The 13,859-nt window shown below is 59.6% G+C and carries 12 protein-coding genes; 3 read left to right on the forward strand and 9 right to left on the reverse strand.

All coding sequences use genetic code 11. The annotated features are described in order from the left end of the window. Positions 1-3: 3 nt before the first annotated feature. The 5 genes from BSG20_RS18265 to melA form a co-directional block, all read right to left on the reverse strand. Positions 4-1,671: an ABC transporter ATP-binding protein gene (locus BSG20_RS18265; protein ID WP_072377791.1), complete on the reverse strand. Its 1,668-nt coding sequence runs from the start codon at positions 1,669-1,671 to the stop codon at positions 4-6. 10 nt (positions 1,672-1,681) lie between these two features. Further along, the gene (locus BSG20_RS18270; RefSeq protein WP_072377612.1) at positions 1,682-2,815 is read right to left on the reverse strand and encodes an ABC transporter permease; all 1,134 of its coding nucleotides are present in this window, start codon (positions 2,813-2,815) and stop codon (positions 1,682-1,684) included. 1 nt (position 2,816) lies between these two features. Continuing rightward, entirely contained in the window at positions 2,817-3,824 is a 1,008-nt protein-coding gene (locus BSG20_RS18275; protein ID WP_072377614.1) for an ABC transporter permease, read from the reverse strand. A 112-nt stretch (positions 3,825-3,936) separates the two neighbouring features. Further along, entirely contained in the window at positions 3,937-6,024 is a 2,088-nt protein-coding gene (locus BSG20_RS18280) for an ABC transporter substrate-binding protein (RefSeq protein ID WP_072377616.1), read from the reverse strand. Between the two features lie 123 nt (positions 6,025-6,147). Then, the gene (melA, locus tag BSG20_RS18285; protein WP_072377618.1) at positions 6,148-7,614 is read right to left on the reverse strand and encodes an alpha-glucosidase/alpha-galactosidase; all 1,467 of its coding nucleotides are present in this window, start codon (positions 7,612-7,614) and stop codon (positions 6,148-6,150) included. A gap of 201 nt (positions 7,615-7,815) precedes the next feature. On the opposite strand from melA, the gene BSG20_RS18290 reads away from it, so the two are divergent. Next, the gene (locus BSG20_RS18290; RefSeq protein ID WP_072377620.1) at positions 7,816-8,706 is read left to right on the forward strand and encodes an AraC family transcriptional regulator; all 891 of its coding nucleotides are present in this window, start codon (positions 7,816-7,818) and stop codon (positions 8,704-8,706) included. A 25-nt stretch (positions 8,707-8,731) separates the two neighbouring features. On the opposite strand, the gene BSG20_RS18295 is transcribed toward BSG20_RS18290, so the two are convergent. Continuing rightward, complete coding sequence (locus tag BSG20_RS18295) at positions 8,732-9,445, reverse strand: DUF899 family protein (RefSeq protein ID WP_072377793.1); 714 nt, start codon at positions 9,443-9,445, stop codon at positions 8,732-8,734. Between the two features lie 329 nt (positions 9,446-9,774). Here BSG20_RS18295 and BSG20_RS18300 point away from each other — a divergent pair, with 329 nt between their 5' ends. Further along, the gene (locus tag BSG20_RS18300; protein ID WP_072377622.1) at positions 9,775-10,110 is read left to right on the forward strand and encodes a hypothetical protein; all 336 of its coding nucleotides are present in this window, start codon (positions 9,775-9,777) and stop codon (positions 10,108-10,110) included. 35 nt (positions 10,111-10,145) lie between these two features. Here the strand turns inward: BSG20_RS18300 and BSG20_RS18305 are convergent, their stop codons facing one another. Continuing rightward, positions 10,146-10,892: a histidine phosphatase family protein gene (locus BSG20_RS18305; protein WP_072377624.1), complete on the reverse strand. Its 747-nt coding sequence runs from the start codon at positions 10,890-10,892 to the stop codon at positions 10,146-10,148. A 190-nt stretch (positions 10,893-11,082) separates the two neighbouring features. Here BSG20_RS18305 and BSG20_RS18310 point away from each other — a divergent pair, with 190 nt between their 5' ends. Then, the gene (locus BSG20_RS18310; protein ID WP_072377626.1) at positions 11,083-12,498 is read left to right on the forward strand and encodes a right-handed parallel beta-helix repeat-containing protein; all 1,416 of its coding nucleotides are present in this window, start codon (positions 11,083-11,085) and stop codon (positions 12,496-12,498) included. Positions 12,499-12,519: 21 nt separating this feature from the next. On the opposite strand, the gene BSG20_RS18315 is transcribed toward BSG20_RS18310, so the two are convergent. Together BSG20_RS18315 and BSG20_RS18320 are read right to left on the reverse strand one after the other, a co-directional pair. Further along, positions 12,520-13,401 (reverse strand): NAD(P)/FAD-dependent oxidoreductase, encoded by an 882-nt coding sequence (locus BSG20_RS18315; RefSeq protein WP_072377628.1) that lies wholly within the window; start codon positions 13,399-13,401, stop codon positions 12,520-12,522. A gap of 13 nt (positions 13,402-13,414) precedes the next feature. After that, entirely contained in the window at positions 13,415-13,849 is a 435-nt protein-coding gene (locus BSG20_RS18320) for an RrF2 family transcriptional regulator (RefSeq protein ID WP_072377630.1), read from the reverse strand. Between the last annotated feature and the right edge of the window lie 10 nt (positions 13,850-13,859).

The following is a 13,859-nucleotide window of genomic DNA, read 5'->3' on the forward strand; positions in this document are numbered from 1 at the left end:
CAATCAGGCGACCTCGAAAGCGGCTTTGACGAGCCGTTCCGTGTAGGCGGTCTTGGGATTGGTGAGAACTTCGTTGACGGGTCCCTCTTCCATGATTTTGCCATGCTGCATGACAATCACGCGGTGGCAGAGGGCACGCACGACCTTGAGATCGTGCGAAATGAAGAGGTAGCTGAGGCCTCGTTCGTCCTGCAGCCTGCGCAGCAGGTCGATGATCTGCGCCTGGACCGACAGATCGAGCGCCGAGGTCGGCTCGTCGAGCAGGATGAACTCCGGCTCGAGCGCGATGGCGCGGGCAATGGCAATGCGCTGGCGCTGGCCGCCCGAGAATTCATGCGGAAAGCGAGACAGGATATTGCCGGGCATGCCCGCCGCAATCAGCGCCTCGCGGACGCGGTCGAGCCGTTCGGCCTTGGTCGCACCGAGCTTGTTGACGACGAGCCCTTCTTCGATGATCTGTCCGATCGTCATGCGCGGATTGAGCGAGGAAAACGGATCCTGAAAGACGACCTGCATGCGCGAGCGTAGCGGTCGCATTTCCGAACGCGACTTGCCATGGATCGGCAGCTTGTCGAAGAAGATTTCGCCGCCATCCGGATCGTTCAGCCTGAGCAGTGCCTGGCCGAACGTGGTCTTGCCGGAACCGGATTCACCGACCAGACCCAGCGTCTCATGGCGACGAAGCGTGAGGTTCAGGCTATCGACGGCAACGAGTTCCTTCAACTGTGGTTTGAAGAAGCTGCCGTGGCGCATCATGAAGGAGACGCGTACGTCCCTCGCCTCCAGGATGACATCCGATCCTTCCGGTAGCGGATTGGCCTGGCCGCGAGGCTCGGAGCCGAGGAGGTGCTTGGTATAGGCATGCTGAGGATTGGCAAAGAGCTTTTCCGTGGTGTTGTGCTCGCGCATCTCGCCGTCCTGCATCACGTAGACATAGTCGGAGAACTGCCGCACCACCGTCAGGTCGTGGGTGATCAGGATCACCGCCATGCGCAGCTCTTGCTGGAGGTTGCGGATGAGGTTGAGGATCTGTGCCTGCACAGTAACATCGAGCGCCGTGGTCGGTTCGTCGGCAATGAGCACGTCCGGGTCGTTGGCAAGCGCCATGGCGATCATCACGCGCTGACGCTGACCGCCCGAAAGCTGATGCGGATATTGCATAAGCCGTGCTTCCGGATCCGGGATCTGAACGTGCTTCAGCAGTTCCAAGGCGCGGGCTTGCGCCTGCGTCTTGCTCATCCTGCGATGAACGCGGATTGCCTCGACGATCTGGCTGCCGATCGTGTAGATCGGGTTCAACGAGCTCATTGGCTCCTGAAAAATCATCGAGATACGGTCACCGCGAAGCTTGCGCCGTTGCCGCTCGGAGAACTGAAGGATATTGGCGCCGTCATATTCGACGGTCGATTTCTGCGCGACCACCGCCCGCTTGGATAACAGCCCCATGACGGTGCGGGCCGTCACGGATTTACCGGAACCGGATTCGCCGACGATCGCAATCGTTTCGCCACGATAAAGCTGAAAGGAGATATCCTTCACGGCTTCGACCGTGCCATGCTCGACCTTGAAATTCACGGCGATGTTGCGGGCGTCGATGATCGGGCTTTCCGTGCGCCCCTCGTGATCGAGGCGAACCGGCGGGGCGAAGGAGTTGACGAGTGCAAGGGCCATGTTCTTCACCTCAATAAGGATCGACTGCGTCGCGCAGACCATCGCCCAGCGCATTGAAGGCAAAGACGGTGATCAAGACGAAACCGACCGGCGCCAGAATCCAGGGATAGGTGCCGATCACCGAGTAATTCGCGGTGTCCTGCAGCATCAGGCCCCAGGAAATCAGCGGCGGCTTCACGGCAAAACCGAGGAAGCCGAGGAAGGATTCCAAGAGCACGACGCTTGGGATATGCAGCGTGACAGCGACGATGACGTGGCTCATCACGTTCGGGAAGATGTGCTGGAAGATGATGCGCCGGTCTGTGGCGCCAACCGCCATGGCGGCGCGCACATAATCAATGCGGGCAAGCGCCAGCGTCTTGCCGCGCACTTCGCGCGACATCTGTGCCCAGCCGAGCGCCGACATGACGATGATCACGAAGCCGAGGAAGACATTGGTCGGCGCCGTCACTGGGATCAATGAGGTCAGGGCGAGATAAAGAGGCAACTGCGGGAAGGCGAGCACCACTTCGACGAAGCGCTGAACCCAGGTGTCGAAGGTGCCGCCGAAATAGCCTGATACCATGCCGACCGTCGTGCCGATCATCGTCACGATGAAGACGACGGTGAGTGCGATCGTCAGTGAAATCCGCGAACCGATGATGGCGCGTGAGAGGACGTCACGGCCGAACTTGTCGGTTCCGAGAAAGTGCACCGGCTGGCCGTCCACCGAACCGAAGAAGTGCCGGCTCGCCGGGATGAGGCCAAAGAGCCTGTATTCCGCACCCTTCACGAAAAAGCCGAGGAGGCGCGGATTGTCGTAGTCAGGGCCGACGATTGGCTGGAAGGTGACGGGATCGAGCTCTTCGGATTCACCGAGCGCATAGACACGCGGCGGATAGGTGAGATTGCCGTCCCTGTCATGGAAGCTCATGACCTGCGGCGGCGCGAAGCCAACATCGGTGGCCTTCGGGTCCATGGGCGCAAAGAAATCGGCAAAGATCGCCATGACGAGCAACAAGCCAACGAGGACGAGGCCCATCACTCCCGTCCAGGAGCGTCTTAACCGCCGCCAGACGAGCGCCAGGTAGCTCTCATTGCCGAGCGGCGCATTGTTGACGGCTTCTTCATGTGGCGGCGGGGGAGCGGAATCGAAGGCGAGCATATCAGGCTCCTCCGTACTGGCGGACACGTGGGTCCAGCATGGCAAGCAGCATGTCGGCGATGATGTTGCCGACGATCAGTGTGGCAGAGAGCACCATCATGAAGGTGGCCGTCACGTAGACGTCGCCGATCGCCATGGAGCCCACGATCGCCGGTCCGACGGTTGGAAGCGAGAAGATGATCGCGGTCTCGATCTCCCCGGTCAGCATGTAGGGAAGGACGACGCCCTGGTACATGACGAGTGGATGGAGCGCGTTCGGCACCGCATGACGCATGACGACCGCGGCGCCGGACAGACCTTTGGCGCGGGCCGTCTCAACATATTGCGCATTCAGCGTATCGAGCAGATTGCCGCGCATGACGCGCATGTTGTAGGCGAGCCCGCCGAAGGTGGCGATGGCGACGACTGGCCACACATGGCTGACGAGATCGACGAATTTTGCCCAGGACCACGGCGCTCCGCCATATTGCGGCGAGAAGAAGCTGCCGATCTCCGAGACGTTGAACTGGAACACGAGCAGGTAGACGATGATCAGCGCCATCAGGAAGCGCGGCACCGTCATGCCGAGGAAGGAGACGCCCGAAAGCAGGCTGTCGATCCAGGAATATTGCCGGGTTGCCGCCCAGATACCAAAACCGATGCCAAGCACGGATGCGAAGATGTGGCAAACCAGGGCAAGCGCTAGAGTGCGCGGCAGGCGTTCGCTTACGACATCGGCAACCGGCTTGTTATAGAACATGCTGTAGCCGAAATCGCCTTGTGTCACGATACCCTTGATCCAGTTGAAATACTGGACGACCATCGGCTGATCGAGGCCGTGCTCGACGCGATACGCTTGAGCCTGTTCCTCGGCCTGGGCAAAAGAGGCCCCACTCTGATTGATCAACTGCGAACGGATGTAGTCGGCATAGTCACCGGGCGGTGCCTGGATGATCGCGAAGGTCACGATGCTCAAAATGATGAGGACGGGTATCGCAGAGGCTATGCGCACGAGCAGGAATCGTAACATCGGACGGTTCGCTTCTCCTTGCCGCCAGTCGCGCCTGTCGGTGCGGCCGGCTTGTTGACGTTGCCCGGCCGCGCTTCACGCGCGACCGGAGTCCTCGGTTGGGAGGGAACGCTTAGTTGACCGGGCCTTTTTCACCAGGCTTGCCGGGCAGCTGTTCGGGGAATAGCTCGTACTTGCCCTGCTTGTCGGCAGCCACCCACAGGCGTTCGCGGATGACGGAGTCCTCGGCCCAATTGAACATGAAGATCGGAGTCCCTTCCGGCACGTTCGAGAAGCGCTTGTTGATGATCAGCGCTCCCGGATATTCCGTGAGGCCGATGGTATCGACATTCTCTGTCGCGATCTTCTGATACTGCTTCATCAGGTCGACGCGCTCGTTGTTGTCCTGGCTGGTCTGGAACTTCGTGATAATACCCACCAGCTTCTCTTCGTAGGGCATCAGGTCAACTTTGCCGTCGGTGCCGGCGCGATGCTGCCAGCTCGTACGCGGACCGACGGGCGCAAGCTGTTCGGTGTTCTGCACGACCGAGGCAAGTTCCGGCGAACTGCGCTGGATCAGCCAGTCGAAACGGCCGGCGTAATGGGCATCGTCACGCTTTGGACCATCCAATGCATTGAGGATGACCTTCAGGCCAAGTTTTTCCATCTGTCCGATGACGCCTTCTGCAAGGCTTTTGTCCGTTGCGTAGGCGTTGTTGACGAGAAGCACGATCTCGACATTCTTGCCGCCTTCTGTTCCAGCGGGGAAGTTTAAGAAGCCGTCGCCGTCCGTATCCTTGAGGCCGGCCTTGGCAAGCAGCGCCTTGGCGCCCTTCAGATCGAAGGGGTAATAAACGACGGAATTGCGATCGTAGAAGCTCGTGCCCGAAGACAGGCCGCCGGGATAGATCGCCGTGAACGGACCCTTGACGAGAGAGTCGCCGATCGCCTTGCGGTCGAGACCCATGGTGACCGCCTTGCGGAAGTCTTCATTGCGGTTCAGCTCGCGCACCGCCTGACCGCGCGCATCAGGATCGCCCCAGCCGTTGCCGGACAGGTTCATGCGCATGTTGTAGCCGATCAGGCGCGGGCCGAAGGCAAGACGTGCCGGCGCGGTCTTCTCAGCGGCGCGCTTCAGCGACGCCACGAAGTTCTCCGGCTGTTCCAGGTTGGAAATGTCGCCGGAACCGGCAACAGCCTGCACGTCTCGATCAGCCCAGGTCGACAGCTTGTAGTGCAGCTCGTTGAGGTAAGGCAGTTGGTTGCCCTTCTCGTCGACCTTCCAGTAGTAGGGATTACGGCGCAGCACGATGATGTCATCCGGACGGTATTCGACCGGCACCCAGGCACCCATGACAGGCATGTTCATGAATTCCGGAGGGAAGGCATTCTTGAACTGGTCGTAGGTGTTCTTCGAATACTTCGGATGCTGCGGCTTCAGGATATGCGCCGGACCCGGGCAGAAGCTCGGATAGGACATCGTATAGAGATATTGCTTCGGGAAGGCTTCCTTGAAGGTCCATTCGACGGTGTAGTCGTCGATCTTCGTCAGCGTCGTTCCCTCACCGAAAGCTTCTGGCGATGCGCCGCCGCCGAGGGGCGAGACATTCGGGTCGATGACCTCATCGTCCCAGTAGAACATAATGTCGTCAGCGTTGAAGGGCACGCCATCCGACCATTTCGCGCCTTCGATCAGGTGCATGGTCAGCTTGTGGCCATCCTGCGACCAATCCCAGCTCTTGGCGAGGTTCGGAAGCGGTTCGGTGTCCTTCGCCTGAACCTGGAAGAGCGGTGCGGTGCGCGTCAGGCATTCGGAGAGGCCGATATCGATGCCGCCCCAGCCCTGTGTCTGGCCAGCACCATAGTTCCAGCCTTCCGGCCGGCCGCCGATGACATGCCGAAGAGTATCACCGTAAACGCCGGGACCATCCACCATGTTCTCTGTCTTGAAGACAAGAGGTTCCTTGGGCAGGCGATCCTTGACGGGCGGCAGCTTGCCGGCAGCGACAAAGTTCTTCGTCACCCAGTCTGGCTCGTGATATTCAGGCAGCGCCTTGAACTCTTCGATCGAATCTCTCGCGACGTATTTGATCTTGCCTTCCGCCGGAAACTGCGGCGGAACGGGCGGTGCTGTCGGCTCGGAAGCATAGGCGCTCAAAGCCGAGACCGAGACGCTCAGCGCCAGTCCGGCAAGGATGCCAAGGTTGCGGTAATTTCTCATCGTCTCTCCCTTTTTGTTTCGAGGCGCTTGCGGCTGCCCCGGTTCTCCTCAAACGATCCGGCGACGGTTTTGCGGCGATGGGGTCCCTCCCGGAGCCCCATCGCCACCCGTCCTCCGGGAAATTCAGACAGCCTGCTTGAGCGCCGCCTTTTCGGCACGCAGCTCGTCGATCGAGCGGACGCTGCGGCGAGCCGCACCTGCCCAGTCGCGGGTCTTGACGGTCGATTTCGCCAGCCGCTCCTTGGCGGCGGGAACGGCATCAGCGTATTGCGGCAACCAGCGCGCCTGGGCGACGACCATCTCGTCGACCATCTGCCAGACTTCTTCCGGTGTTGCGACAGCACCGACCAGCGGGTCGTGCAGCACGGCAAGCTTCAGGAGGTCGATATCACCACTGATGGCTGCATGTACCGACATGCGCTGCACGTTGATCGACGCAATGCAGGTGGCAGCGCAGGCTTCCGGAATGGTGATGCCGGAGACCATGTTGATGCCGAAGCGATCGACAAAACCGGGCGACTCGATGATCGCATCCGACGGCAGGTTGGTGATGACCCCATTGTTCTTGAGGTTGAAGTGGCCGCGGTAGACGCGCCCCGTTTCCAGGGCCTCGAGGATATGGCTCGCATGCTCGTTCGAACGCTTGGCCGGATCGATCGGCTTGGATGCCGATTCCAGGAATTGCGGGAACTCGGTCTCGAACCAGTTGCGGGTTTCGGTGGAGTGGCGCAGATAGCCGCCAGTCTCGCCGTGGATCCAGTCCGACATGTCGATCCACTTGGTGATCTCATCCGGCCGCTTGCGGTACCAGGGCAGGTATTCCGACAAGTGGCCGTTGCTTTCAGTCGAGTAGACCCCGAAGCGCTTCAGCACGTCGATGCGCAGCTTTTCCTGCTGTGAGAAGATCGGATGGGCCTCGAAAGCTGCAACGAGCTCGTCCTTGCCGATCTTGCGGCCGTTCAAACGCAGATCGACGAACCAGGTCTGGTGGTTGATGCCCGAGCAGATATAGTCGAGTTCGGAAGGCGACTTTGCGCCAAGCACTTCGGCGATCTGTTCGGCCCCATGCTGGACGCCGTGGCAAAGACCGACCGTGTCGACCTTGCCGTATTCAATCGCAGCCCAGGTGTTCATCGCCATCGGGTTGGCATAGTTCAGGAACTTGGCACCCGGCTCGGCAACCTCGCGGATATCCTTGCAGAAGTCGAGGATGACGGGAATGTTGCGCTGGCCGTAGAGAATGCCGCCGGCGCAGATCGTATCGCCGACGCACTGGTCGATACCATACTTGAGCGGAATGCGGATGTCGTCCGCATAGGCCTCCAGGCCGCCAACGCGCACGCAGCTGATGATGTAGCGCGCACCCGTCAAGGCTTCGCGACGGTTGGTTGTCGCCGTCACCTTGGTCGGCAGCTTGTTGGAGGAGACGATTGTGTCGAGGATCTGCTTGATCATTTGAAGATTGTGTTCGCTCATGTCCGTAAGAGCGAATTCCACATCCCTAAACTCCGGAACGCAGAGGATGTCAGTGAACAGTTTTTTCGTGAAGCCGACGCTGCCCGCGCCGATGATAGCGATTTTGAAACTCATGATCTTTGCCTCAATGCAATCAAATTGCCGGCGTGGAACGATGAGAAGAAGAATGCGACGCGGGCTTGCGCACGACGTCGAAAAAGGCCAAAAACTCGGCTTATTCTCCTCCCCGCCGCTCCTCGGTGCTGGCGGTGTTCTCTCTCTTGAGGCGGATTATGCGCAAATTCGGCGGCGCCGCCAGAGAAGGATTATGCTTTCATGGGTAATATTGTGCTGCAGAATTTGATTGACAAGGGTCCTGTCATGCGGACGGTCTCGCTGCCGCGCGGCCGCCAGAGCCTACACACTATGCCAACCAGCACTGGCTACGAGATCCGCGAGAATTCCACATATGACTGGGACGGCCGAAAGCGCGGGCAAACGCCCTTTACCGTCCTGCAGCATACGATCAGCGGTGCAGGGAATTTGCGATATGAGAATCGCCAACTTCGGGTAAAGGAGGGCGAGACGCTGCTGGTTCTGGTGCCGCACAATCACCGCTACTGGCTCGAGGATGGCGAGCGCTGGGAATTCTTCTGGATCTCGATGAATGGCGAGGAAGCACTGCGCATCCACCGCTCGATCCTCGCCGTGACCGGTCCGGTGCTGAGGCTGCAACCAAGGACGATCGAGCATCTGGCCGATTGCAGCCTGCGACTGATTACCGGCGCGGAGACGCCGGGTCTTGCCTCCGCGATCGCCTACGAAGCGGCCATGGCGCTTTATGACGACGTCTTCGGGTCTCATCCGGTCTTCAGTGAGGAGTACCGGACGATGCAGCATGTGATCGATTACATTATGAGCAATCTTGAGCGCCCACTGCCGGTGGAGGACCTGGCAAAGATCGCCGGTCTCAGCCGAGCGCATTTTTCGCGGATGTTTGCCGCCAACGAAGGGCTGCCGCCGGCAGAGTTCGTGTTGGAAAAGCGGCTGAAACGCGCCGTGAAGCTTCTGACCAAGACGGACAACATGCCGGTCAAGGAGGTGGCGATCCGCTCCGGCTTTACGGACGCCAACTATTTCTCGAAGGTGTTCCGGCGGGTCTACGGCACGAATCCGACCGAATTCCGCACCACGGGCATGTATGCAAGCGTCGGCAGGCAACGCTGACGCTCGCGTCCATGTCGGCCTCACCCTACCGCGCGGTGTTATAGGTGAGACTGGGGTACCAGGTCGGCGGTCGCCCTTCCGGCGTCGTGTCAAGCACGGTCCAGAGCGGCATGAAGTCCGGCGCGCCGCGTGGATCCTGGCCGGGATCGGCGGTCGCGGGCCCCATTTCCGGGTTCCAGAAGTGATGGATACTACCATTCCGGATCGTGAAGACGTTGTAGGCGGCATCATCACTGCCATCAGGGCCGATGGCATGGTAGTCGCGGCTAAACTCGTCGGTCGTGTCGCAGTAGAGCGGCAAATGCTGCCAGCCGCGCTCCTTCTTGAAAGCCAATAGCCGCTCGATCGGCGAGCGCGCAACGACGGCGAAGGCGACCTGCTGGCGAATATCAGGGATCTCACCGTCAAGTGCCGACAGCATCGAGGTGCACATCGGGCATGGTCGCTCACGCTGTGGCCCGTACATGTAATTGTAGATCACCAGTGTCGGCTTGTCCGCAAACAGGTCTTTCAACGTCATCTCGCCGTCCGCTCCCTGAAAGCGGTAGTCCTTCGTCACCTGCCCACCAAGCGGCAATGACCGGCGTTGCTCTGCAACACGCTCAATATGCCGGCGCAATTCGATTTCCTCGGCGAGCAGATCATCGCGTGCCTGTCGGTACACGGGACTTTCGTTCGGAAAACTGAGGCCGTTTCTTCTGGCCAGTTCTTTTGCAGAAACAAGGTTATGTGCGTCCATCGCAGGATCCTCCTCTGAAGCGTTGCCGATCGGACTTGCGGCGGCATGCGTGAAGATGTCAGCCGTCCAGACAAGGAACGTTTGACGACCGGGAAATTCGACAGGATGACCAAAAAATATGACTGCGGCACCTTGCGGGCGCATAGTTTCTGGCATCGCTATCGCCCGTTGCAGCCACTTGGATAATCGTTCACCTCAGACTTTCATCCCTCTTTCCTGACCCGTTTTGAGACCTATTTCCCCTTCATCCTTCATCTCCTGGAAGGACGAGGGAGGCCTCAAGGCATCGTGGCAACCGGTGTTTCGAGCCTCCCTCCATGGAGGAAGCAATGAGATCCTTCATATCCCTGCTCGAGGCAGCCGTCGTCGCGGCCGGCTCACCCGTCGCTTCTGACGATGGCAAGGGCTATGAGCGCGCACAGGCTGTGTGTTCGTTTCTCGAGAATACTGGCTTAAACGGCAATTGCTCCGTCGATGCCGGCCAGACGATCATCGAGGTTTCTCTGGCAGGACAATATGACAGTCCGGCCGACTGTCCCAAGGTCGTCGACATGTTGCGGGCACATGGTTTCCAACTGGGGCCGAACTGGGAGCTTCGCATCAAGGCGAGTATCAAGGACGAGCCGGAGATCATGGAGTGCGGTCTGGCGCCAGTCAAGCAGTAGCCGATTTTTCACAAGGGCCGCTTACGCCCGTTTGGCTATGTCTCGGCCTTCGGTGTGAGTGTCAGTTCAGACCCATAGGCATCGCGCAACTCATCCTCCCCGGCCCTGCGATCGCTAGCCTTGTGGAGGAGGATTGATCTATAGCCTTGGAGGCGCGTTCCTTCGATCAATGTCACGTCCGAATTTCCAGGATTGTCGGAGCGCTCGAACCAATCGACGGGGTGGTGGAGAAAGTTCATTTCGAACGCTCTGTTGGTGACGCCGTGACCGACGATGACCAGGTCGTTGTTGCCATCGCGCTCGTCATGGGTCACGGTTTGCAGGAACAGACGAAGCCGCTGAGCCACATCCGCCCTGCTCTCGCCGTCCGGCGGCCTTGCATAGAATTTGCCGCTGTTGCTGCGCAGTCTTGCCCATTTCTGGAACTCATCGGGAAATTTCTGCTTGCGCTCAGCGTGATCGTAGATGTCGGTAAAGAGGCCGAAATCCTGCTCGCGCAACAAATAGTCTTCCCGGACACTCGCCACCATGTGAGGAGGCAAGACCTCCACCAATGCGTCCTTGCTTTGCCGCGTGCGCAGATAGGGAGAGTACCAGATATCAAGTTGCTGGATCTCTGCGCGCGGCAATTCGGCGAGATAAGCAACGATCGCTTGTGCGGCCGCCAGCGCCTGTCGATATCCCCACTTTGTCAACGGAACGTTGTGGTCGCCGAACTGCCGGTATGCTTGTTCATTGATATTGCCCAGCGATTCGCCATGCCGGACGAGAAAGATACGCATTGGCCGCCGCGTTTTCCGGTTAGAGATGTGACCATCATGGAGTGAGAGCGGGGTGGCTGCAACGTTCCTGCCGTCGGAAATTTATGAGCGTTTTGCAAAGCAGCGAACCGGCGAAGACAAATGGAGCAATTGAACCAAATATTAGGTCATGCTTTTATTGTGCCACGCGTCCACCACCAGGGGTATTCCCATGACCTGCGAGATCTGGAAGGCATGCATGTGTCATCATCTGATGGCGACCATGCTGGGGTTTGCCGGGTTCCTCGGCAGTGTCGACCTAGCCCACAGCGCAACGATCAACGTTGCGCCAAAAAATGATGGCCGAGATGAAGGGCTCACAATCCAGCAAGCACTCCGTATGGCACAGCCGGGCGACACGATCGCGCTTGCGCCTGGAACCTACATGCAAGATTTCCGGTCGGTCCGCGATGGCAAACTCGGTAAGCCGATCACGATCGAGGGATCTCTGGCATCTGTCGTCAAAGGCGGTGGTCAACCGAGGATCGTCGAGGTCAACCACAGCTATATCGAGCTCCGGAATTTCACCATCGACGGCCATTTCGAGAGCGCGAATACCAAAAAGAGCTATCGGGACAAGCTGCTCTATGTGATCGGAAGCACGCCGGGAAAGGCGTTGACCGGCCTTCGCGTGCTGGGGATGGACATCCGCAACGCGGGCGGCGAGTGTGTTCGTCTGCGCTATCAGGCGAGGCAGAATGAAATCGCTTATTCCAGAATAAGTTCGTGCGGCCGCTTCGACTTTTCCTTTAATGACGGCGGCAAGAATGGCGAGGGTATCTATATAGGGACCGCGCCGGAGCAGTTGGGCGGGCGCGGCGCGCCAGACAGCGCAATCGACCACTCCGATCGCAACCGTGTCCACGACAACGTCATCGCGACCGCCGGCAACGAATGCGTCGACATCAAGGAAGGCTCAAGCGGCAACATCGTCGAGAAGAACAGTTGCACGGGGCAGAAAGACCCCAACTCAGGCGGCTTTGACTCGCGCGGCAACGGCAATGTCTTTCGTTACAACCTGGTCTACGACGTGGTCGGAGCAGGCGTGCGTCTCGGCGGCGATGAGGAGACTGACGGCATCAACAATGACGTCTACGGCAATACCTTCCGCAACGTCGGCGTCGGGCTGATTCGGGCACAAAGGGCGCCTCAGGGCAAAATCTGCGAAAACATTTCTCAGGACAACAAGGTGGTCAGCACCAATTCGATCGGGAAGACGCTCCACCCGACCGGGCCATGCAACGGACCAAAGACAACGGCAGACCTGCGGACCAAATCCACGGTCGCTACAAATCAGACCAAGGTGGCGAAGAAGGTCGAGAAGGGGGACAAACCTTTGAGCTGTGGCCCATCCGTGGCCGGCTGTGTGATTGGGCGCCTCGAAGGCGACGATCGCAACAGAATCAAGATCGTTGATGCGAGCGACGTTGTTCTGCGCGGCCACCACCTGATTCTGGCGGATGCGATTGGGCCCGACGGCAAGAATGTGCCTCTAAAGGCGCTCGCGGGAAAGCTGGTGAGGATCGAATATACCAGTATCGAGAAGAAGCGGTTTGCCGGGGCCAGGATCATAGAGGTGGTGAATTAGGCCGGACCGGGGCATTTGCGGCTAAAAGACCAGTGATCGATGCACCTGTGCGCCTGCCCACGCTCCGTCGGCCACAGCCAGCGAAACTGAGTGCGGCACGCGTGCAGCGTCGCCGCATGCAAAGGCACCGGGTGCTGTCGTTTCCTTGGTGGCGTCGGTGCGGATCTGGCTGCCGAACGGCGTCTCTTCCAGCTCGCAGCCCAGAAGGCCCGCGATTGGTGTGGCGGGGGCGTTGCGCGAAGCAGTGAAAAGGCCGGCGAAGGACAGCGTGCGCCCATCGACGAGAATGACGTCGGCATGCCCCTCGATGCGCGCGATTGGCGTCGCCTCCGTCGTCACTCCTCGGGCGGTTAGATCAGCTTGGCTATCGGGATCGAGTGCCACGGCAGCATTGGTCAGGAAGGTAACGGCACCCCATTCCGGGATCAGTTGCGCCTGGTGAATCGACATCGCTCCGCACGCAATCACCCCGATCGTGCCCTGGCTCAATTCGTAGCCATGGCAGTAAGGGCAATGAAAGATGCTCTTGCCCCAACGTTCGGTCATTCCTTCGATTTCAGGCAGTATGTCTGTCACGCCAACGGCGAACAAAAGTCGCCGTCCTTCATGTCGACGCCCGTCCGCGGTGGTGACGACGAATGCGTCCTTGACGCCGGCCGCGGCCTGTGCAGTTTCATCGATCCACGTCAGTGTCGGATAGGCGTGCAATTGTGCCCTCGCCGTCGCAGCGATTTCGGCCGGGTCCGCACCATCCTGCCCAAGAAAGCCGTGCGAATGGCTGGCAAATCGGTTGCGCCTCAGGCCGGCGTCTATCACGAGGACGGAGCGGCGGGCACGGATGAGCTGGAGCGCGGCAGCCATCCCGGCATAGCTGCCGCCGACGATGATGACGTCATATTTCATCGGGCATTTCCTTTCAGCGTGAACCCTGTGCGTGCCGACGGGCGAAGTCCGTGGCGAGGTCGGCGATGGTGACGCTGGCGAAACGTTCCAGCAGGAGCGCTTCAGCCTCGGCGAAGGCCTGGTCTAGCGCAGCGTTGACCGACTGCTCGACGAGGCACTCCGGCATTTCGTTTCGATTGCCAATGGCGAAGATCGCGGGCTCCCCCAACACCCCGTGCAACTGGAAAAGGGTTACGGCGCCCAGATCTTTCGTGATGCTCCAGCCTCCGGAATGTCCCCGCGCCGAAGCCACGATCCCGGCCTCGCGCAAGAGCGCCATCGTCCGACGCACGACAACGGGATTGGTGTTCATGCAGAGCGCGAGGGCTTCTGAAGTCATGGTGCCACCATGCTCTGCCATGTGGAGCAGCGCGTGAAGGACTGAGGAGAGTCGGCTATCGCGTTTCATGTAACTTCAA

The organism is Rhizobium tibeticum, from assembly GCF_900110205.1.
GTDB lineage: Bacteria > Pseudomonadota > Alphaproteobacteria > Rhizobiales > Rhizobiaceae > Rhizobium > Rhizobium tibeticum.